At 32.9% G+C, this 22,951-nt stretch carries 19 protein-coding genes and 1 pseudogene; 8 read left to right on the top strand and 12 right to left on the bottom strand.

The annotated features are described in order from the left end of the window. Positions 1 to 120: 120 nt before the first annotated feature. Both argG and Q4517_RS05710 read right to left on the bottom strand, forming a co-directional pair. Positions 121 to 1,299 (bottom strand): argininosuccinate synthase, encoded by a 1,179-nt coding sequence (argG, locus tag Q4517_RS05715; RefSeq protein ID WP_303507227.1) that lies wholly within the window; start codon positions 1,297 to 1,299, stop codon positions 121 to 123. Further along, positions 1,296 to 1,907 (bottom strand): GNAT family N-acetyltransferase, encoded by a 612-nt coding sequence (locus Q4517_RS05710; RefSeq protein ID WP_303507225.1) that lies wholly within the window; start codon positions 1,905 to 1,907, stop codon positions 1,296 to 1,298. Before Q4517_RS05710 ends, argG begins: the two co-directional genes overlap by 4 nt. Positions 1,908 to 2,801: 894 nt before the next feature. Here Q4517_RS05710 and Q4517_RS05705 point away from each other — a divergent pair. The 6 genes from Q4517_RS05705 (at position 2,802) to ilvA (ending at position 10,590) form a co-directional block, all read left to right on the top strand. Then, a complete protein-coding gene (locus Q4517_RS05705; RefSeq protein WP_303507223.1) occupies positions 2,802 to 3,689 on the top strand; it encodes a branched-chain amino acid transaminase in 888 nt (295 codons plus the stop codon). A gap of 1 nt (position 3,690) precedes the next feature. Then, entirely contained in the window at positions 3,691 to 5,367 is a 1,677-nt protein-coding gene (ilvD, locus tag Q4517_RS05700) for a dihydroxy-acid dehydratase (protein ID WP_303507221.1), read from the top strand. A 165-nt stretch (positions 5,368 to 5,532) separates the two neighbouring features. Then, on the top strand, positions 5,533 to 7,266 hold the full coding sequence (gene ilvB, locus Q4517_RS05695) for a biosynthetic-type acetolactate synthase large subunit (protein WP_303507218.1): 1,734 nt from the start codon (positions 5,533 to 5,535) through the stop codon (positions 7,264 to 7,266). 6 nt (positions 7,267 to 7,272) lie between these two features. Beyond that, a complete protein-coding gene (gene ilvN / locus Q4517_RS05690) occupies positions 7,273 to 7,800 on the top strand; it encodes an acetolactate synthase small subunit (protein WP_303507216.1) in 528 nt (175 codons plus the stop codon). A 15-nt stretch (positions 7,801 to 7,815) separates the two neighbouring features. Continuing rightward, positions 7,816 to 9,318, top strand: coding sequence for a ketol-acid reductoisomerase (gene ilvC, locus Q4517_RS05685; protein ID WP_303507214.1), 1,503 nt, complete (start codon positions 7,816 to 7,818; stop codon positions 9,316 to 9,318). A 6-nt stretch (positions 9,319 to 9,324) separates the two neighbouring features. After that, a complete protein-coding gene (ilvA, locus tag Q4517_RS05680; RefSeq protein ID WP_303507212.1) occupies positions 9,325 to 10,590 on the top strand; it encodes a threonine ammonia-lyase IlvA in 1,266 nt (421 codons plus the stop codon). Positions 10,591 to 10,754: 164 nt separating this feature from the next. Here ilvA and Q4517_RS05675 read toward each other — a convergent pair whose 3' ends face one another. The 10 genes from Q4517_RS05675 to mnmE form a co-directional block, all read right to left on the bottom strand. After that, positions 10,755 to 11,120 (bottom strand): YchJ family protein, encoded by a 366-nt coding sequence (locus tag Q4517_RS05675; protein ID WP_303507210.1) that lies wholly within the window; start codon positions 11,118 to 11,120, stop codon positions 10,755 to 10,757. Between the two features lie 5 nt (positions 11,121 to 11,125). Continuing rightward, positions 11,126 to 11,485 carry a hypothetical protein gene (locus Q4517_RS05670; RefSeq protein WP_303507208.1) on the bottom strand — a complete coding sequence of 120 codons (360 nt, stop codon included), beginning with the start codon at positions 11,483 to 11,485 and terminating at the stop codon, positions 11,126 to 11,128. A 54-nt stretch (positions 11,486 to 11,539) separates the two neighbouring features. After that, on the bottom strand, positions 11,540 to 13,882 hold the full coding sequence (locus tag Q4517_RS05665; RefSeq protein WP_303507206.1) for an FdhF/YdeP family oxidoreductase: 2,343 nt from the start codon (positions 13,880 to 13,882) through the stop codon (positions 11,540 to 11,542). 108 nt (positions 13,883 to 13,990) lie between these two features. Continuing rightward, positions 13,991 to 14,431 (bottom strand): hypothetical protein, encoded by a 441-nt coding sequence (locus Q4517_RS05660; RefSeq protein ID WP_303507204.1) that lies wholly within the window; start codon positions 14,429 to 14,431, stop codon positions 13,991 to 13,993. Further along, the gene (locus tag Q4517_RS05655) at positions 14,431 to 14,784 is read right to left on the bottom strand and encodes a hypothetical protein (RefSeq protein ID WP_303507201.1); all 354 of its coding nucleotides are present in this window, start codon (positions 14,782 to 14,784) and stop codon (positions 14,431 to 14,433) included. The genes Q4517_RS05660 and Q4517_RS05655 overlap by 1 nt, the downstream gene beginning before the upstream one ends. Before the next feature lie 260 nt (positions 14,785 to 15,044). Continuing rightward, positions 15,045 to 16,040, bottom strand: a complete 996-nt coding sequence (locus tag Q4517_RS05650; protein ID WP_303507199.1) for a metal-dependent hydrolase — start codon at positions 16,038 to 16,040, stop codon at positions 15,045 to 15,047. Between the two features lie 24 nt (positions 16,041 to 16,064). Then, a complete protein-coding gene (locus Q4517_RS05645; protein WP_303507197.1) occupies positions 16,065 to 16,862 on the bottom strand; it encodes a hypothetical protein in 798 nt (265 codons plus the stop codon). Between the two features lie 176 nt (positions 16,863 to 17,038). Further along, positions 17,039 to 17,671, bottom strand: coding sequence for a hypothetical protein (locus Q4517_RS05640; protein ID WP_303507194.1), 633 nt, complete (start codon positions 17,669 to 17,671; stop codon positions 17,039 to 17,041). 163 nt (positions 17,672 to 17,834) lie between these two features. Next, positions 17,835 to 18,218, bottom strand: a complete 384-nt coding sequence (locus tag Q4517_RS05635; protein ID WP_303507192.1) for a GreA/GreB family elongation factor — start codon at positions 18,216 to 18,218, stop codon at positions 17,835 to 17,837. A gap of 578 nt (positions 18,219 to 18,796) precedes the next feature. Next, positions 18,797 to 20,191, bottom strand: a complete 1,395-nt coding sequence (mnmE, locus tag Q4517_RS05630; protein WP_303507189.1) for a tRNA uridine-5-carboxymethylaminomethyl(34) synthesis GTPase MnmE — start codon at positions 20,189 to 20,191, stop codon at positions 18,797 to 18,799. 348 nt (positions 20,192 to 20,539) lie between these two features. On the opposite strand from mnmE, the gene Q4517_RS05625 reads away from it, so the two are divergent. Together Q4517_RS05625 and Q4517_RS05620 are read left to right on the top strand one after the other, a co-directional pair. After that, positions 20,540 to 21,016 carry a hypothetical protein gene (locus Q4517_RS05625; protein WP_303507187.1) on the top strand — a complete coding sequence of 159 codons (477 nt, stop codon included), beginning with the start codon at positions 20,540 to 20,542 and terminating at the stop codon, positions 21,014 to 21,016. Between the two features lie 43 nt (positions 21,017 to 21,059). Beyond that, positions 21,060 to 22,951 (top strand): annotated as a pseudogene (locus Q4517_RS05620) (hypothetical protein); the annotation flags it as partial.

Below are 22,951 nucleotides of genomic sequence, written 5' to 3'. Positions count from 1 at the left end.
TCTCACACTGGTTTTATTCACAATGAAGAGATTCCTCCTCGTACCTCGTTCGGAATGACATTATCATGTCTAACAAAATTCTAAGCTTGTATTTTTTGCCAAAAGCTCACTACTTACTGTCTACTGATTAACCTGTTGATATATTTTATTCTGATTTCCTAAAAGCTTGATAAAACCTTTGGCTTCTTCAGGAGTCCAACCTTTGTTAAGCTCTCCATAGCTACCAAATTTGGCATTCATTAAATCATGTGGAGAATCAATCCCGTCTAATGTAAAGTGATACGGTTTAAGTGTAACAAAAACATCTCCAGTAACTTTCGACTGACTGTTTTCTAAAAAAGCTTCCATATCTCTCATTACAGGATCTAAATACTGACCTTCATGTAAATGCATTCCGTAAAAACTAGCTAAATACTCTTTGTGTTGCAATTGCCATTTAGTTAAGGTGTGTTTCTCAAGTAAGTGGTGTGCTTTAATAGTGATTAATGCCGCAGCAGCTTCAAAACCAACTCTTCCTTTAATTCCAACAATAGTATCGCCCACGTGAATGTCTCTACCAATTCCGAATTTAGAAGCTAAGGCATTCAATTGTTCAATATTTTGCAAAGGAGCTTTTTCGTCATCATTAATAGCCACTAACTCACCCTTTACAAACGAAAGTTTTACTTGTTCAGGTACTGTTTTTCTTACTTGAGAAGGGTAGGCGTGTTCAGGTAATGGTTGTTCTGAAGTTAAAGTCTCTTCACCTCCCACACTGGTTCCCCATAAACCTTTGTTGACAGAATATTTAGCTTTTTCCCATGACAAATCAATGCCGTTATTTTTTAAGTACTCAATTTCTTCTTGTCTTGAAAGTTGCAAATCTCTAATAGGAGTTATGATTTCAATTTCAGGAGCAACAGTTTGAAAAATCATATCAAATCGCACCTGGTCGTTTCCTGCACCTGTACTACCATGAGCGATACAGTTAGCACCGATACTTTTGGCATAGTTTACAATCTCAATAGCTTGTACAATTCTTTCGGCACTTACAGAAAGGGGATATGTGTTGTTTTTTAACACGTTACCAAAAACTAAGTACTTAATTACTTTACTGTAATAATCAGTTACTGCATTGATGTTTTTATAGGTAGTAACACCCATTGTGTAGGCATTTTCTTCAATTTGTTTAATTTCTTCGGAAGAAAATCCACCAGTGTTCACACTAACAGCATGAACCTCGTATCCTTGTTTTGATAAACTTACTGCGCAGTATGAAGTATCTAAACCTCCACTGTATGCAATTACTAATTTTTTCATTTTTTGTCTTTTTTTAGGAAGATGCTCTCTTTAATTCTTTTAAGTCTTTGAAAGACTTTTCCTTTTATTTTTATGTTTTGAGATTTTTTGTTAGGATCGTATAACATACCAGTACACAAGCACATTTTTTGTTGTGTACGTTGTAACACATCGTAGTTTTTGCAGGTCTGACAACCATTCCAAAAAGATTGGTCTTCTGTAAGTTCAGAAAAGGTAACAGGTTTATAGCTTAATTCGCTGTTAAGTTTCATAACAGCCAAACCAGTTGTGATACTAAATATTTTGGCATTAGGAAACTTGGTTCTAGAATGTTCAAAAACTACTTTTTTTATTTGTTTGGCTAAACCAATACCTCTATAGTTTGGGTGAACAATCAACCCAGAATTGGCTACAAATTTGCCATGGCTCCAGGCTTCGATATAACAAAAGCCAGCAAATTGATCGCCATCTAAGGCAATAACAGCATTACCATTTTCTAGCTTTGTAATGATATATTCTGGTTTTCTTTTGGCAATTCCTGTGCCTCTAACCAGAGCAGCTTCGTCAATAGTTTGACAAATAATTTCGGCATACTTACTATGCGATTGATCAGCAATAACAACTCTCATTGAAATTGATTTTAGATAAACATTTTGTTAAAAATCGGTGGTTTAAAAAGAAGAACCGGACACACCTAGGTTCCCAAAATGAAGTAGTACCCTTACGGGCGACGTCGGATAAAAATAGGTCGTACAACAGCTACGTTATTGAAAACAATAACAAGAGTTAGTAACGATATAAAAATGTAGATTATAGAAATCAAAAGGATAAAAATAAAATTATACAATACTCAGTTTTGTGCAAGGAAAGACTAGCGTCGGTTGAAAAACCGCACTAAGAAACTGGGTATATTGTTGTATATTTTATTGGTTTGCATAATGGCGCAAATCTATAAAATAAATTTTGATTAATGCTATATGAAAAATAAAAAGTTTTGTAACTAATAGTAAAACAATAAGTTATGAGGTGTGTTTTTAAAGGGGGAATAAAAAATAAAAAAACATTAGGATAACTAAAAAATAATTTCAAATATTTGTGACATCAAATGAAAAAACAAGTTTTAAATATCATTTCTATTATTGTCATTGTGATTATTTCACAAGGATAAGGAAGCGGTATTTAATAGTTTAACATATAAATTATAAGAAGGCTTCCTAAATTTAGGAAGCCTTTTTTGTTGCAAAAAGCATGAATCAATTTTTTAACATCGTGGTAATTATTATTGTCATTATTAGCTCTCCACCGAGTTGATACAGATGGTTATTACCTATAAGAAAGCCTGTATCTAACTCTAGATACAGGCTTTTTTTTATACCGTGAATATCATAATGATTTGGTTTTAAGTATCTGGTTTTAAGGTTTTTGTATGTTTTTGAGAGTCAGTGAAAATCATCAAAGCCTTAAGAAACAAGAAAGTAAAGTAAAAAGCGAAAAATAATTTTGAACAGTAAAAACAACTAAAAATGTACTATAACGAGGAAACAGTAATTTTTTTCAACGGACAGTTTATTAAAGCGAAAGATGCTAGCGCTAATTTGTATAGCCAAAGTTTACACTACGGAAACGGGGTTTTCGAAGGTATCAGAGCTTACAATACAACCGAAGGTGCTAGAGTCTTTAAATCGTATGAACATTACAAAAGGCTTAAGTTCGGAGCAGAAGTAATGAATATTCAGTTGAATTATTCAGAAGAAGAATTAACACAAATTACGTATGAGTTATTAGAACGTAATGGGTTGAAAGATGCATACATCCGTCCGCTAGTCACTACTGGAGTTGATATGAGTTTGCTAACCTCTAAAGAGACAAACCTAGTTATTCAATGCTGGGAATGGGGGAAGTATATGGGAGATAAATTACTACGTGTAAAAACGTCTTCGTTTCAACGTCCGAATCCAAAATCGTGTTTTGTAGAAGCAAAAGTAACAGGACACTACACAAATTCAATATTATCAACTAACGAAGCAAAAAACAATGGGTATGATGAAGCACTATTGTTAGATATGAACGGTAATGTAGCTGAATGTTCGGGAGCCAATGTTTTTATGGAGAAAGACGGAAAACTGTATACACCACCAAGAGGTCATATTATGGCAGGAATTACACGTGCTACAGTTATGGACTTATGCAAAGAAGAAGGAATCTCTGTTGAAGAAAAGCATTTTACGTTAGAAGAATTAAAAAATGCAGACGCTTGCTTTTTTACAGGAACTGCAGCCGAAGTAGTTGGATTACAGTCGCTAGACGATTATCAATTTCCTCTAGCGTGGGAAAAATCACACGGACACAAATTAATGAAATTATACAAAGACGAAGTATTAGGCTTATGTCAAAAACGCAAAGCAAGCTAACATGGAATTAAACAAATTTAGTAAACAAGTAACTCAAGACGACACGCAGCCAGCAGCGCAAGCAATGTTGCATGCTATAGGCTTATCAAAAGCAGATTTAGAAAAACCGTTAGTAGGAATAGCAAGTACAGGATACGAAGGAAACCCATGCAATATGCACCTAAATGATTTAGCAAAATTGGTAAAAGAAGGAACTGAAAAAGCTGATTTAGTTGGGTTGATATTTAATACCATCGGCGTTTCTGATGGAATTTCTATGGGAACCCCAGGAATGCGTTATTCATTGCCGTCTCGTGATGTAATTGCTGATTCTATGGAAACCGTAGTGCAAGCGATGTCTTATGACGGACTAGTAACCGTTGTGGGATGTGACAAAAACATGCCAGGAGCATTAATGGCAATGTTGCGTTTAAACCGTCCTTCAGTTTTAGTGTATGGAGGAACTATCGCTTCTGGATGTCATGAAGGAAAAAAGTTAGATGTAGTATCGGCTTTTGAAGCATGGGGTGAGAAAGTTGCAGAAACGATTACTAAAAAAGAATATCAAAGTGTCATTGAAAAAGCATGTCCAGGAGCAGGCGCTTGTGGAGGAATGTATACTGCAAATACTATGGCATCAGCTATTGAGGCTTTGGGTATGAGTTTACCTTATAATTCATCGAATCCTGCAATTAGTAATGATAAAGAACAAGAATGCGTTAAGACAGGTGAAGCACTACGTGTATTACTAGAAAAAGATATCAAACCTTCAGATATCGTAACAAAAAAATCCTTAGAAAATGCGGTACGGTTAGTAACTGTTATGGGAGGTTCTACGAATGCTGTATTACACTTTTTAGCGATTGCCAAAGCAGCGGATGTACAATTTACGTTAGAAGATTTTCAACGCATTTCTGATGAAACTCCATTTTTAGCCGATTTAAAACCTAGTGGAAAATACTTGATGGAAGATGTGCATAAAGTAGGAGGAACACCAGCAGTTTTAAAATACTTACTAGAAAAAGGATTGTTACATGGTGATTGTTTAACCGTAACAGGAAAAACAGTAGCAGAAAACTTAGAAGTAGTTCCAAGTTTAATGGAAGGACAGGAAGTAATCAAGTCAACCGAAAACCCAATAAAAGCTACAGGGCATTTACGAATGCTCTACGGAAATTTAGCTAAAGAAGGTTCTGTAGCAAAAATAACAGGAAAAGAAGGTTTATATTTTTCAGGAAGAGCAAAAGTTTTTGAAGGAGAATATGCAGCAAATGACGGAATTCGAGATGGAAAAGTAGTAAAAGGTGATGTTGTTGTAATTCGTTATGAAGGTCCAAAAGGAGGCCCTGGAATGCCAGAAATGCTAAAACCCACAGCCGCAATTATGGGAGTAGGGTTAGGTAAAGAGGTTGCTCTAATTACCGATGGTCGTTTTTCAGGAGGTACGCATGGTTTTGTGGTAGGGCATATTACACCAGAAGCACAAGAAGGTGGTGTAATCGCTTTGGTAAAAGATGGAGATACTATAACCATTAACGCAGAAACAAATACAATTAATGTAGAAATTTCTGAAGATGAATTAAGAAAGAGAAAACAAGAATGGAAAGCTCCACCTTTAAAAGTAAAAAGAGGAGTATTATACAAATACGCAAAAACCGTAGCATCTGCTTCTAACGGATGTGTAACCGACGAATTTTAATCGCAGGGCGATAGCCAGAAGATAAATTTCTTGAGGCTTGCTTAAAGGTGTTTAATTTTTAGATAAAGACAGAGAATTAAGATTCAAGACTACACATAGTAGCGTTAAAAATTTAATAAAATAACTAAGCATATAGCTAAAAGCTAAAAGCATAAAGCTGAGTTTATGGAAACAAAAACACAACAACAAAGAGAACAAGAAACAACACAGAAAGTAACCATTACAGGTGCAGAAGCTGTAGTTAAATGTTTATTAGAAGAAGGAGTCGATTTATTGTATGGGTATCCAGGAGGAGCCATCATGCCTGTATATGATGAGTTGTATAAATACCAAGACAAATTACACCATGTATTAACACGCCATGAGCAAGGAGCCACGCATGCAGCACAAGGGTATGCAAGAGCTACAGGTAAGGTTGGAGTGGCAATAGCAACTTCAGGTCCAGGAGCAACCAACTTAATTACTGGTATTGCCGATGCGCAGATAGATTCTACGCCAATGGTATGTATCACTGGACAAGTAGGAGCACATTTATTAGGTTCTGACGCTTTTCAAGAAACGGATATCGTGGGTATTTCAACTCCAGTAACAAAGTGGAATTATCAGATAACCAAAGCAAGTGAAATTCCTGAAGTGATGGCGAAAGCATTTTACATTGCTCGTTCAGGAAGACCAGGTCCTGTTTTGGTCGATATTACCAAAAACGCACAGTTTGAAGAATTTGATTTTTCTTATAAAAAATGCACTTCGGTTCGTAGTTATCGACCTGTTCCAGAGATGGATATAGAAAGTGTAAAAGCAGCTGTAGAGTTAATTAATAAAGCAGAAAAACCATTTGTAATTTGGGGACAAGGAGTAATACTAGGAGAAGCAGAAGAAGAATTTAAAGCTTTTATAGAAAAAGCAGAAATTCCTTCAGCAAGTACTTTGTTAGGCTTATCTGCTTTACCAACCAAACATCCGTTACATGTGGGAATGGTAGGAATGCACGGTAATTACAGTCCGAATAAATTGACTAATGAGTGTGATGTGTTAATAGCTATCGGAATGCGTTTTGACGACCGTGTTACTGGGGATTTAAGCCGTTATGCAAAACAAGCTAAAGTGGTACATTTTGAAATAGACCCTGCGGAAGTTGATAAAAATGTAAAGACAGACGTAGCTGTTTTAGGGAATGTAAAAGAAACTTTGGCAGCATCACTTTCGCTGTTACAAGAAAACTCACACAAAGAGTGGCTACAAGAGTTTAGAAATTTAGATGCGGTAGAGTTTGATAAAGTAATCAAGAACGACCTGTTTCCAACGAAAGAAGGATTAACCATGGGAGAAGTTATCAAACAAATAAATGAAGCTTCAAAAGGAAAAGCCATTGTAGTAACTGATGTAGGACAGCATCAAATGATAGCGAGTCGTTATGCCGAGTTCAATCAATCAAAAAGTAGTATTACTTCAGGTGGGTTAGGAACCATGGGGTTTGCATTACCTGCTGCTATTGGTGCTAAAATGGGTACTCCAGAACGCGAAGTAGTTGCTGTAATTGGCGACGGTGGTTACCAGATGACTATACAAGAACTTGGAACAATTTTACAAACTAAAGCAGCTGTTAAAATTGTAGTACTAAATAATGAATTTTTGGGTATGGTACGTCAGTGGCAACAGTTGTTTTTTGACAAGCGTTATGCTTCTACGGTAATGACCAATCCTGATTTTGTAGCAATTGCCAAAGGCTATCATATGGCTGCGAATAGGGTTACAAAACGTGAAGAGTTAGCCAATGCTGTACAAGAAATGATGCGAAGTAAAGAAGCTTACTTTTTAGAGGTTTGTGTAGAAAAAGAAGGCAATGTATTTCCAATGATTCCAACAGGAGCATCAGTATCAGAAGTTCGATTAAAATAATATAATATGAGCACAAAAAACACTTATACAATCTCAATATATACAGAGAATAATATTGGGTTGTTGAATAGAATATCAGCAATATTTCAACGAAGACATTTGAATATAGAAAGTGTCAACGTGTCTAAATCAGAGATAAAAAGTGTATCCAGATTTACACTTTTGGTAAAAGTTACTGAAGAACAAATCAAAAAAATCATAGGTCAGATAGAAAAACAAGTAGAAGTAATCAAAGCTTTTTATCATACCGACGAAGAAACAGTATATCAAGAATCGTGTTTGTTTAAACTGAGTACAGACTTATTGACTGATAACGACGATATTCAAACGATTATTAACCAAAGTAAATCAAGAGTCATTAATGTAAACAAAAACTTTTTTGTTCTTGAAAAGTCAGGAAGTAAAGAAGAGGTGGAAGAACTCTATCATATTTTAGACAAACATGGTATTAAGCAATTTGTTCGCTCAGGAAGGATAGCGATTACTAAAGAAGAAATGCCAGTATCAAAACTATTACAATTAATAAAAGCATAAACAACACAAATAAAAATGAAAAATTATTTCAACCAATTATCATTAAGAGAACAATTAGAACAATTAGGAAAATGTAGATTTATGAATGCTGATGAGTTTTCAGACGGTATATCAGCATTAGAAGGTAAAAAAGTGGTAATTGTAGGATGTGGAGCACAAGGATTAAACCAAGGATTAAACATGCGCGATTCTGGGTTAGATATTTCATACGCATTGCGAGAAGCAGCGATTAAAGAACAGCGTCAATCGTATAAAAATGCAACTGAACATGGTTTTGTAGTAGGAACTTACGAAGAATTGATTCCAACAGCCGATTTGGTATGTAACTTAACCCCAGATAAACAACATACGCAAGTAGTAAAGGCAGTGATGCCATTAATGAAATCTGGAGCAACCCTATCGTATTCTCACGGATTTAATATTGTTGAAGAGGGCATGCAAGTGCGTAAAGATTTAACTGTAATTATGGTAGCACCTAAGTGCCCTGGAACAGAAGTAAGAGAAGAATATTTAAGAGGTTTTGGAGTACCTACATTAATAGCAGTACACCCTGAAAATGACCCAGAAAACAAAGGGTTGGCTCAAGCAAAAGCTTATGCGTATGCTACAGGAGGTCATAAAGCAGGAGTATTGGAATCGTCGTTTGTTGCTGAGGTAAAATCAGACTTAATGGGGGAGCAAACTATTTTATGTGGTGTGTTACAAACAGGGTCAATCTTATCGTTCAACAAAATGGTAGAAAAAGGTATTGAACCAGCATATGCTTCTAAATTAATTCAATATGGATGGGAAACTATTACCGAAGCTCTGAAGCATGGAGGGATTACCAATATGATGGATCGCTTATCAAACCCAGCAAAACTAAAAGCTTACCAACTTTCCGAAGAATTAAAAGAAGTATTAGCTCCATTGTTTAACAAACATATGGATGATATTATGTCTGGTCATTTTTCAAAAACGATGATGGAAGATTGGGCAAGCGACGATGTGAATTTATTGACATGGCGAGCTGCTACAGGAGAAACTCAGTTTGAAAAAACAGCAGCTACTTCTGAAGAAGTTTCAGAACAGACCTATTTTGATAAAGGAACTTTGTTAGTAGCTTTTGTAAAGGCTGGAGTTGAGTTAGCATTCGAAACAATGGTGAAATCAGGAATTATTTCAGCATCGGCATACTACGAATCGCTACATGAACTACCATTAATTGCAAATACGGTAGCACGTAAAAAGTTATTTGAAATGAACAGAATTATTTCTGATACTGCCGAATATGGATGTTATCTGTTCGATCATGCTGCAAAGCCATTGTTAACTGATTTTATGAAGTCGTTAAGTACAGATGTTATCGGAAAAGAGTACAGTACTTCTAATGAAGTAGATAACCTTGAACTAATTAAAGTAAATAAAGCAATTCGCAACCATCCTATTGAAGAAGTAGGAGCAGAGCTACGTGAGGCAATGACTGCTATGAAAGTAATCAGAACAAGTGTTAGCCAAGAAGAACCTGCTTTAGCGTAATATATTATGGAGGTTCAAAAAGAAACTTATTTTCCTAAATTAGAAGATATACAGCAAGCTGCTACGACTTTACAAGAGGTCGTGGCAGTTACTCCGCTGCAAGAAAATTTTAATTTATCGCAACAGTTTAATGCAACTATTTTTTTAAAAAGAGAAGATTTACAACAAGTTCGTTCGTACAAAATTAGAGGAGCCTATAACAAAATTAATTCTTTAACAGAAGAGGAGTTAGTGAATGGAATTGTGTGTGCTAGCGCAGGAAATCATGCACAAGGCGTTGCGTTAGCGTGTAGAAAAAAAGAAATTTATGGTACTATTTATATGCCAGCACCAACACCAAAACAAAAGATAGAACAAGTAAAAATGTTTGGGGGCGATTTTGTAGAAATTCGATTGATAGGAGATACGTTTGACGATGCCTATAAAGCAGCAAAATTTTTATGTGATAGTTTACAAAAAACATTTGTGCATCCGTTTGACGATGAAAAAATTATTGAAGGACAGGCAACGGTAGGCTTAGAAATTTTAGAGCAATCAGAGCAACCTATAGACTATGTTTTTGTACCTGTTGGTGGTGGTGGGTTAGCCTCTGGTTTATCAAGTGTTTTTAAGTTATTATCTCCGAGCACCAAAATTATTGGAGTAGAGCCTGCTGGAGCACCTTCTATGAAAAGATCTTTAGAAGAAAATAATAATATTAAACTTGATAGTATTGATAAGTTTGTAGATGGTGCAGCTGTTCAGCAAGTAGGAGAGTTAACCTACAAAATTTGTCAGGAAAACTTATCGGATATGCTTACTGCTCCAGAAGGAAAAGTATGTCAGACGATTTTAGAGATGTACAACAAAGAAGCTATTGTAGTGGAGCCCGCAGGGGCATTAACCTTAAGTGCATTAGATTTTTACAAGGAAGATTTAAAAGGTAAAAATGTAGTATGTGTTATAAGTGGAAGTAATAATGATATAACTCGTACTGCTGAAATTAAGGAAAGAGCCTTGTTATATGGTGGATTTAAGCACTATTTTATTGTACGTTTTCCGCAACGTGCTGGAGCTTTAAAAGAATTTGTCGCTGAGGTATTAGGAGAGAATGACGACATCACTTTTTTCGAATATTCTAAAAAGACCAATAGAGAAAATGGATCTGCAGTTGTAGGAATAGAGTTGGAGAAAAAAGAAGATTTACAACCGTTAATTCATAGAATGAAAGAACGAAGTTTTTACGGTGAATACCTGAATGATAAACCTAATTTATTTGAGTTTTTAGTGTAATTATTAATAAGGTAGTTTTAAATTATGTCTTTTCGATTGAAGGGAGAAATCTTTTGAATATTTGTTTCTCATTTATATGAGATTCCTCCTTGATTGCTTCGCAATATACTTTCAATCAAAAAATATTTTGATTTCAGTAGCGTTTGGAATGACGTTTAACTGCCTTATTTTTTATCAAGATACACCCAATGGTCATTTTCTTTGCAAAAAACAGAGTTTTCGTGAATTACATCTATAGTACCATTTTCCATAAAAAAAGCTTTGAACTCAACAGTGGTATCGGTAGTATTTAAAACTTCTAATTTTAACCAATTCACAGCTTTTGTCCATGCTAAAATCTCTTTCTTTTCTCGCTTAGAAGGTCTGGTACTACTGTGGTGACTTTTTTGTAGGTAATCAATATTAGCTATCACAAAAGCGCTATATCTTGAACGCATTAAAGCTTCAGCTGAGGTAACTGAATGAATGTTTTGATGTGCTTTTTGGCAGCAATCACTATAATTTTTATTAGGACTACACGGACATTGCATACTTATTAATTGATTAGTTCGGTTTGATTCTGTACTCTAAAACAACGTTCTTCTCCAAGAAAGAAGGGATTTCCGTGTTTTTCAGACCAAAATCCATCTAAAATATCTTTAGAAAGACAAGAGTATACAGCAACACCTTTGTAAACAGTGTTATAATCACTAGTGTAATTAAAATTAATAATAAGAATATTATTTTTAAAGAAACCTGTTCCAAACTGTTCTTGTTCATTATTAATAAGCCATTTGGCAACAATTCTATTGTTTTTATCAAGAGTTAAAGAAAGAGTTCCTTTATATGTCTTTTCACTTTCATCTTGATTACTACCGATAATATTGTATACTCCTACTAAATCTTTTACTGTCATTTAATCTTCAAATATGGAAGCAAAAATAAGATAGTTTATAATAAGTAACGACTTTTATTGGGCAAGAAGAGCTGGGGTGTGTTTTTTGATTTTAATTTTAATATGCTTTGAAGCAGGCATATTACTTCCTTTTACGGTATTGTGAATTGATACCAACACATTAGTTTCAGGGAAATAGGTAACTGTATTTTTCTCAGGAATGGGATACTCAACAATAATAAATAGCGGAGCGATACGCTCTGTATCATTATCATAATTGTATAAATCTACCTTATCACCAGATGTAAGTCCTGCTTTTTTAATATCTTTTTTGTTCATAAAAATTACACGACGTTCATTATAAACTCCGCGATAGCGATCATCTAATCCATAAATAGTAGTATTGAATTGATCGTGTGTTCTGACAGTAGCCATTAGATATTCATCATCAGCTAGTCTGTTTTCGGGTAATGTTGTTATAGAAAAAGGAACACGGTTTCCAAACTCTTTTGTCTTAAAGTTTCCTTCACGTGCTGCATTAGGTAAGTAAAATCCGCCTTTTTGTTTTACACGAACATTGTAGTTGTCAAAACCAGGAATACATTTTTCAATATCATCTCTCACAGCATCATAACTATTCATATAACGATCCCAATCAACAACACTTTTGTTTCCTAAAGTAGCTTTTGCCATACGACACACAATATGTGTTTCGTTGATAAGTTTGTTAGATATAGGTTTTAATACTCCTTTAGACCACTCTACAATTCCCATTGCATTTTCAGCACTCGTATACTGATGCTCATCGTTAACCTTATCAATTTCACTTTTAGAAATAGTAGGTAAAATTAAAGCCTCTTTTCCGTGAATCAAATGGGTTCGGTTTAACTTAGTAGAAACAGAAACAGACAAATCAAGTTGTCTTATTCCGTTTGCGGTATAGGTGGTATCAGGAGTTGCAGATAAGAAGTTTCCGCCCATGCTAAAGTGTACTTTAACCTTTCCATCATTCATCGCCTTTATGGTATTTACAACATCATAACCATTATTTCTTGGCGGATTAAAGCCGAAAACTTCTTGTAATTTATCAAGCTGCTCTACGGAAGGACTGTGGTTAATAAGCATCGTTCTATTTCCTTGTACATTACTATGTCCACGTACAGGGCAAGAACCTGATCCAGGCTTACCAATACTTCCCTTTAGGAATAATAAGTTTAGGACTTCCTTTAAAATATCAACCCCGTTAGGTTGTTGTGTAAGTCCCATTCCCCAGCAAATAATAATTCGGTTTTTATGGGTTAGCATTTTAGCAGCTTTTTGAATATCTTCTTTTAAAACACCAGATGCACTTGCTAGTTTATCTATGTCATAATTTTCAATTTGCTTAATTAAATTTTCATAACCAACTGTTTTCTTTTTGATAAATTCTTGATCAAAAACTTTACCTGGGGTTTCTTTTTCAAAATGTAATAGTAAGTGTTCGATAGCTTTTAACAATGCTAAATCTCCATTAATTTTAACAGGAAGATGTAAATCGGCAAGTTGGATGCCTTTTCCTAAAATACCACTTATTTTTTGGGGATCTCGGAAACCCATTAAACCAGCTTCGGGAAGAGGGTTAACAGCAATAATTTTAGCTCCATTCTTTTTTCCTTTTTCTAAAGCACTTAACATTCTTGGTGAGTTCGTTCCTGGATTTTGACCAATAATCATAATGATATCGGTATCGTAGAAGTCTTTTAAAGTAGCAGTTCCTTTTCCTATACCTGTAACTGAGGCTAAGGTGAAACCAGAGGTTTCGTGACACATGTTAGAACAATCAGGGAAGTTGTTTGTTCCAAATTCACGTACAAAAAGTTGATATACAAAAGAAGCTTCATTACTTGTTCTTCCAGAAGTGTAAAATGCTGCATTATCTGGAGACTCTAACTGATTTAAGTGTTCGGCAATTTTTGTAAAAGCATTGTCCCAGCTAATAGGTTCATAATGTGTACCATTTTTAGGGAGGTACATAGGCTCAGAAAGTCTACCTAGATGTCCAATTTCATAATCAGTTAATTGAGAAAGCTCATAAATAGAATTTTGTTTAAAAAAATCTGCAGTAATTCTTTTACTGGTAGCCTCTTCAGCTATAGCTTTTGCACCATTTTCACAATATTCAGCAATAGGTGATCGCTCATCATCAGGATCGGGCCAACCACAACTTGGGCAATCAAAACCATCAAATTGATTCATTTTAACCAAAGCTTTTCCTCCTCTAACCAAAGCTTTATCATTTATTAAACTCTTTATAGCGTTTATAACTCCAGGAATTCCTGCAGCCCAATCTTTTGGTTTACCAGTTCTTAAGCTTAATAGTTTGTAAGGAGGCTCAGCAGAAGGTTGCTTATCAGTTTGTTTTTTTGGTTTGTTGTCCATTATTTTTTCTATAATCTTAGAGGTATAAAGTTAAGAAAAAAATAAAGGAGATTGTAGTAGGTTAAATGATTTTGTATTTAATTTGAAGAGTTAAAGCTATAAAAAAGATTAGTTTTTGAGAACAACTTTTTTAAGTAGGTTTTTTTTCTTTTTTGAAGCTTTTGAAAGTCTGATAAGATTATTTACTCCAATAACAACTAAGATAGAAATACAAGCGGCAGTTCCTAATGCTCCCCCATAACCATTGAAGAAAATAGGGCTAACCGTATAAATAAAACCAAAAACAATTCCAGCGAAAATAATTGAAGTATAGTTGCGGGTAAGTTTGCTAGAGGTCATACCAACAAAAGAAGCTCCAAAAAATATCCAAGGGATTTGTTGGGTTAAGTTTTGAGGAAATATTTCAGGAAAAAGATAGAGTAAACCAGAAACTACAAGAGTTAGTAAGGCAGAAGCTCTTACAGGTCCTTGTTTGTACTTTGTGCTGACTATAAAAGTTAAAAAAGCTCCAAATATGCTCGTTAAGTAAATTGGTAAAACAGTAAGCATTAGGAGAGAATTAAAAGTAATAGAGATGATATAACTACACTACCAAAAGCTACAGTACCTAATTTGCCACCAACTCCTAGAAAAAGGTTTTTAGAAAACATATAAAAAATACCCGCTATACTACCTGCAATAATTATAAAGCTATAATCAATTGCAATATGTTTTTGAGACATTCCTACAAAGCAACCACAATACATTGCGTTAGGAATATTTTGTAAAACCTCTGATTTTTTATTTAAGTTAGGTAAGAATGAAGCGAGAGTTCCTATTAAAGCAGCAGCCAAAACAGAACTCAAATTAGTAAAGAGATATAAATAACTAGTAAGTAGTGCACCAATTATAACAAATACCATAACATAAAAAGGTTCAAAGTCAATCTCTTTAACTTTAAAGAATTTTATATAATTATAAACTATAAGTATGGTAAAAAGTGTTGTTAATGATAGTACTATAAAAACGTTTTTATGTTCTAGCAGCAATGCAGTAATAAATGCTAATTGAGTAAAAACTAAAAAAATGATTGAAAAAAAGTGAAAATATTTCTGTCTCAAACCTGAGTAATCCTGCTTTATAATGGAACTACAAATTTACGATATACATAGCGATTACTCAATTAATTTCCTTGAATTCTAATCCAAAGATCTTTTAATAATTGTTTTGCTTCTTCACGATCTCTAGGTACTTCATTTATAACAATTTTATTATGTTTTTCAGCTATTTCAAAACTAAAAGCAAATTGTTGAAAATTAGGAGCTACGCTTAACAATCCGAAGCGAAGGTCATTTAAATAAATTAAATTATTCTTTTCTGAAATTGTATACCAACCTTTGGTAATTTTAATAAGTCGTTTTACTGAAACATTATTTTTATAATCGTTTAGTAAATGATGATTTTTAGGGTAGGAATAAAATTCAATTGGTTTAGTATCAAAAAAAGAATAATAACCTATTAGATAAGCATCATCTGTTTCTACATTTGCTGACCATAAAATGGTGTTAAAAGGCGTTGGTTTGGTTTCTATTTCTTTATAAGAAATCCCTTGTTCTTCTAAAGCATGTGAAAATTTAGTATAAGTGACTCCTTTAATAACAAGAGTTATTGCCATGTAAGAACTACTAATAATTAGTCCTAAATTGTTATACTTTGTTCTTTTTGCTGTCCCTTTACGTTGAAACATTGCCATTAGTAGAAATACTAAGAAAGGCAATGTGTATAAAGGATCAATAACAAATATATTTTTAAAAGCTAACCGTATATCAAGAGGCCAAAAAAGCTGAGTTCCCCAAGTAGTATGTGCATCGAGAATAGGATGTGTTAAAAATCCCCAAAACATAAGTTGCGCCCACTCTTTAGTGGAGGCATTTTTTTCATATAAAGAGATCAGCCAACCAAAAATCCACCCGAAAACAATTGCAAAAAATATAGAGTGTGTAAAACCTCTGTGTATTTCAAGTGCTGTAACTGTATCAAATAATTTACCAATGTACACATCTAAATCAGGTATAGTACCTGCGATAGCTCCATAAAGCATTGCTTTGTTTCCGACTTTTTTACCTAATACAGCTTCTCCAACGGCTGCCCCAAGAACAATTTGTGTGAGTGAATCCATCTAGCAAAAATACTTATAAAACGATTAGTAAACAGCGTTATAATATTCGTCAATCCATTCCGTAGAATATTTATTATATAAATCTTTAAGGAGTAGTTTGTTTGCTTCGGAAGTTTTAAAATCTTTATAAAAACTACCAAGAATCCAGACTGTTTCTCTAGGTAAGTTTTTGTTCTGATATTTAAAAAGAACTTGTTTAGAGGTTTCAGAAGAATCGATTAATAATAAAACCAATGCTCCAGCAGTTTCAAAATTAAACTGATTAAAGAAAGGAGTCATTTTTTGAGCTCTTTTTAAAAGCACAGGGTTTTCCAAGAATTTTATTGCTTTTAACCTTTTACGTAAGCTAGGATAGCTGGTATAAGAGTTAACCTTGGTTGTAAATTTTAAAGCTTCTAAAAACTCGGTATACTTTGTATTGTAGAGATTTTCTATATTATTAGGAGAGCTAACACCAAAAAGTAAAAATACTTTACTAGGTTTTAAAACATTAATATTATATCCTTTTCCAATTGATGATAATGCTTTTTCAACTCCTTTTAAAAAAAGAGGATAGTTGTTTTCTTTTACTTTTATAATAGTACCTAATCTAGATAAGTGAAAACAGGCATCAATTATTTTTTGTTTTTCAATCCCTTTTAAAACTTTTGTTAAGGTAGCATTGATATCATAATGACGAGCTGGATAAAATTTACCTTGAAACTCATGTTGTAAAGCTTCATTTTCACTTTCAACAAAAAGGTCTATAATTTTACTAGCCGTAAGTTTCCCTATAATTTGATATTTTTTTTCTTGTGATTGTATTCTTATATCTCTTCTCATGCATGAGATGTATTTATGACTGTTAAAGATTAGACAAGCAGACTACACCATATGACCTTTTAAGATAAAGACCAATCTTTATTTTTTTCAGAATAAAGATAATTATATTATGTGGGCTTGTAGACTGTTTTTAAAAGATTATTTTTCTAATTATTTCTTAAGTTGTTGAAGTTTTTTTAATGAAAAATAATAGCAGCTTTGTTGCGAATACTATGGTTTGCTACCTCAAATAATTTACACCAAACTAACTTTTCTCTCCAAAAATCATTTTCCTCGTTAATTGATTTATTAACTTCGTTAATATTTACAATTTTACCCTCTTCGTCTAGCTGAATGTTAAGCTTGTTAGCTATATACTTTAATTCATTGAGCAGTGAATAAGAAGATCCAATTATTGTGCCTTGAACAGGAATATCATCTGTAGCAAAAACAATATCAACAAATTTTACAGGAACATAAAATCCATCAGAGTCTGAATGACATAAAAGATGACAGGTTAATAATGATGTATGATCTTCTACAAGTGAATCTTCAGAAGGGTAGGCGTCTGGACTAAATGGAGTAGGAATCCAGTCTTCATATTCTGCACAATAAGCATAGAAACGTCTTAGATGGTGAATATATTCATAAGGAAATCCGCCTACTTCAAGAGGTTTAGATTCTAATTCTTCTGGTTCTTTATAAGGTGTAATACCATCTAACTCAAGTAACTTATTAATGTTTTTGAAAACAGAAGTGTAATGTTCAAAAGCTTCTTCATCTATCTCTTTAAAGCTAGCGAGTGCTCCACTAGTAACGTATAGTCCCATTTTTAGTTATAGTTTATAATTCGTTGTAAAATTATAAACCTATGTAAGTAGATAGAAATCTGTTTTATAAACGTAGTTAATCATTGTAAATTTGAAGCTAAATTGAAGCTGTAATTACAAGGAGTTTAAGTAAACTCCTTGTTTAGGTTATAAAATTTTAAACTTAAAGCTGCTCGAAAGGAGTTACTTTTAAAATTTCAATTTTTTTATTTCCCTTTTTAAAAGGCCAGTCAATAATATCACCTTCTTTATAGCCAACAGTGGCTAAAGCCATATCTGAAAGGATTGAAAACTTTCTTTTTTGAAGCCTAGTCTTGTTTGTAGAAACAAAAATATATTCTTTTTTTTGTTGATTTGAATGATCTAAAATCATAACCCTCCTGTTTACAGTCACTACATCATCAGGAAGTTCTCTTCGTCTTACTTGTTTAGCACCTTTTAGTTCAGATAGTAAGCGGTTTTCTTCTTCAAGGGTTACTTTTTTTCTTCTAACATGGTCTTTTATAAGATCATATATACCTGTGGTTACTATAATGTTTTTTGTCATTATTTTATAATTATTGATGAATAGAAATAAACTAAAGTTGCCCCTACCTTTAAAATGGGTAGGGCTTAAATAATAAACTCTTTAGAATTTTTTAAAAAAATATCATCAAGCAGGTAGCGCAACGAAGCAATTAGCTTTTGCGCAAAGTTTTTTTGAAATGTAAATATTGCAGTCATGTATAATTTACACTTAGTGGATACAAATTTACTGTTTATTTATTAAATTAAAAAGTAATATTCAAACTCACAAACTAGGTCTGGTTTTATTAAAAATTATTCATTGAAGAGAGGTTGTTTTTTAAAAAAAGTATTTAATCTTAAAATAGTGATAAGTAGGAATCTATTAAATTAACTTTATTAGATTTAACTCTGTTATTTTGCTGTAAATCAGCTATAAAAATTTCATAAAATTCATTAAGTATATCTTTACGTTATCTGTTTTTTTTATTGTAAACGTTCAGGCTCAAAACAAAAAGTAGATAACCTTAAAATTGAATTAGAAAATTATAATTCAAAGAAAGAGAGGTAATATTTGTTTTATAAACGTAGTAAACCGTTGTAAATTTGAAAAAAATGAGTTTACTTCCCGATACAGAAATTTCCAAAAATATGCCCCAAAATATCTTTATCTACATCATATTCTCCAGTAATATTTCCTAAATGACGTAAACATTCACGAATGTCAATAGCAAATAAATCAGAAGAAATATCTAATTCTATACCATTTTTAACTGAATTGATACTCTCTAAAGCTAAAGTTAGAGCTTCGAAGTGGCGAGAGTTCGTTACAATGGTTTCATTATTACTCAAAGCACCAGTATTTACTAATGAAATAAGTTCTTGTTTTAATTCATCAACACCAATATTTTGTTTAGCAGAAAGTAAAATTAAGTTTTCAATTTCTGATTGTAAAATAGAGGAGTCATGGCAAGACAGCGTATCAATTTTATTAGCAATAACTAATAAACGTTTGTTTGGGAAACGCTTTTTTATAGTTTCAATTTCCTCTAAAAACAACTCTTTTGAATGTATATATTTATTAGAGTCGATCAAGAAAATAATTAGTTGTGCGTTCTCCGCTTTTTCATAAGCCTTTTTTATACCAATACTTTCAACAACATCTTCAGTTTCTCTAATTCCAGCAGTATCAATAAAACGGAAAACAACACCATCAATAATTAGCTCGTCTTCAATAGCATCTCGAGTTGTACCAGCAATATCAGATACAATAGCCTTTTCTTCGTTAAGTAAAGCATTTAATAGAGTAGATTTTCCAACATTTGGTTCACCAATAATAGCTACAGGTATTCCATTTTTCATAGCGTTCCCAAAGGCAAAAGAATCTATTAAACGTTTTAAAACCGCTGATATTTTGGCTACCAATTCTTTAAACTTGGTTCTATCAGCAAACTCAACATCTTCACCAGAAAAATCGAGCTCTAACTCAATTAATGCAGCAAAGTCCAACAATTGAGCACGTAATTCTTTCAGTTCATTGGTAATTCCTCCACGCATTTGTTGAATTGCCATTTGATGAGAAGCAGCAGAGTTTGAAGCAATAACATCAGCCACAGCTTCGGCTTGTGATAAATCCATTTTACCATTTAAAAAAGCACGCATAGTAAACTCACCATTATCAGCCATTCGACAACCATTTTGTAAAAAAAGTTGAATAATTTCTTGTTGAATAAAACTAGATCCATGGCATGAAATTTCTACCACATTTTCACCGGTGTAAGAGTGTGGGTTTTTAAAAATAGATACTAAAACTTGATCAATGATGACTCCATTATTCACAATATGGCCTAAATGTAAAGTGTGAGATTTTTGATTTAATAATGATTTATTTTTCTTTACAGAAGTGAAAAAAGAATCTACAATTTTTATCGATTCTTCTCCTGAAACTCTAATAACAGCGATAGCTCCAACCCCTGCAGGAGTTGCTAAAGCAATAATTGCATCGTTTTGTACCATATTGCAAAATTACCTAATTTAAAAAGAAGTATTATAAAAATAAAAAGAAGATATTTTTCTTTATAAACGCACAAAAAAAACTTTTTTTAAAAAAAAACTAAAAATAAGTATTACATTTGCATATAATAGCTTTTTAGATTTAAAAGCATTATCCCCCCAAAAAATATACTATTCCCATTTAGTATTATTTTCCTCGAAAAATCTTATTGTGCATTCTTTGTGTGTTATTGCAATACTCTGAAATGCGTACCTCTTAATTACCCCGCCCCATAATTACCCCCACTTTAGATTAGATATACAACCTTTGATTGTTTGTATTAGTAACATAATAATTATAAAACAAATAATATGGAAAAAAATACTATTCAAAAACTATTGTATTTACTCTTTTTATTTAGTGGTTTAAGTCTTTGGTCACAAGGCTTAACCGAGCTATCAGTAATTTCTTATAGTGAAAAACCAGATTATGAAAGGGTACACATGCATAAGTTAAAAATTAGCAATAATAGCGCAGTGGAAAAAGAGTATCGTTTTTCTATAAACAGTATACCCTGTAAAAATCAAGAAAATATAGAAACTGTATTAGAGTATTCATTATTAGATGAAAAAATGAAACCTATTATAAAAGCATTAAAAGTACTACCTAAAAGAAGTAAAATACTTTATTTAAAGATAACTAAACCATACAATATCAAATTAGGAAGTTGGAATTGTATAGAACTCCTAGTAAATGACCTTCAAGAGCAAGTGTCATTACAAAAAATAGCTCCCTCTAGCAAGATTACTATAAAAACATACACACCAAATCAGAGTAATGACAATTAGACTATTTAGATAAGATTGTTATTATAAAAAAAACTTAGAGGACATGAAAAAAATTACTAGTTTTATTTTACTTTTTATAGTGGTTTTTCTCGTTGCTGGGGGAAGATTAGAAGCCCAAATAAAAAAGGGGTTTCAACCAAGATTTTCAGAAGCAGTTAAAGGAAATGTAACATTAATAGCAAATAATGTTTTATCAAGAAATAAAACAACAAGCTATACAGGAAGTGATGGAAACCATGATTTTAGTAATAACGTTTTTGTTGATATAGATAGTGATGCAAGCACATTCAATTCAAGTAGTGCAAATTTATCTAATCCAGAGCCAACAGTTAGTTGTTTAAGTATAAAAAAAGCATATTTATACTGGGCAGCAGCTGATAAAGAGGAAGACGACCCTTTAGATGAACCAAATTGGGATTACAATAAAGTAAAATTGCAATTACCAGGAAATTTAGGTTATACAACTATAACAGCTGATAATGTTATTTATAGAGGAAGAGACGAGGTAGGACACTTTGTTAATGACCCATATATTTGCTTTAAGGATATTACAAATGAAGTAAAAGCTTTAGCAACACCTTATGGAACGTATCAAGTAGCTAATATTAGGGCAAAGGAAGGAAGTTTGACTTCACATGGAGGAGGAAATACAGGAACTTCTGGAGGTTGGCAAATAGTATTTGTATATGAGAGTCCTACTTTACCAGCAAAAAATATATCGCTTTTTGATGGTTATGCTCATGTTACAAGTAGTGTTAATAATTTTGAAATTGGATTTAGTGGTTTTCAAACAGTGCCAACAGGAAATGTAGATGTAGATGTTGTAATAGGTGCTTTAGAAGGAGATAGAGATTTATCAGGAGACAAATTACAAATAAAAAACACCAGTAATAATTGGGTAGATTTATCATATAGCTTAAGGGATGCAAACAATTTTTTTAATAGTAGAATAGCCAAAAACGGAAGTAATTTTATAGATAGAAATCCAGCTAGTACTAATACTTTGGGATTTGATGCAGATGTATTTGCTCTTAGTAATCCAGGAAACAGTATAATAGCTAACAATCAAACTTCTGCGACAATAAGATTAACATCAAACCAAGAAACATACGGACTCTTTTTAATAGGTTTATCTGTTGATGTTTGGAAACCAGATTTAGCGCCATTAATATTATCAAGCTCAACAAATACTAGTAGTGTAGAAGACACTGTTAGTTTTTCAGTCAATATAGAAAACAATGGTAATGACAATGTAAAAGACTTAAAAATAGAAACAACAATACCTCAAGAAGTAGATTTAATAGAACCAATAACAGGGTTACCTTTTGGAGTTACTTATAGTTATAATACGACAACTAGATTATTAATCTTTAATGCTATTGATGGAATTACAGATGTAGGAGATACACCATATAGTTTAAGTTTTCAGGTGAAAGTAAAAGAACAATGTTATTTTCTAGAAGAAATGTGTTCCGATAAATTTCAAATGCAATTAGTAGCAACTTATGCAGGAGAAGAAAATAATAGCACACAAACTACTTTAAGTTCTAAATCAGTTGATTCTTGTGGCATAGGAGATAATTTACCTAATGAGATAAGTATTAACCAACCTGACGAGGCTAATTGGACAATTACAGTTGGTTCATTAGATAGAACAGTGTCTTGTGACGATAGTAATGCCCTAACAGCGGCACAATTACTTACACCAGAGGCTAGTTGTGATTTAACAATAACCAAAATATCAGGAAGCTTTGAGGCTTCAACAACTAATTGTCCTGTTATAGGAACATATACAAATACTTGGACATTTACAGATGCTTGTGGAAGAACAAGTGGGCAATTTACCCAAACTATCACAGTAACCGATACGACTGCACCAATTTTATCAGCAGAACCAGCCGATGTAAGTGTCGATTGTGAAGCCATACCATCAGT

This window comes from Tenacibaculum sp. 1_MG-2023, assembly GCF_030547425.1.
In the GTDB taxonomy this organism is placed as follows: Bacteria; Bacteroidota; Bacteroidia; order Flavobacteriales; family Flavobacteriaceae; genus Polaribacter.
This window is presented reverse-complemented; position numbering and strand designations above follow the sequence as displayed.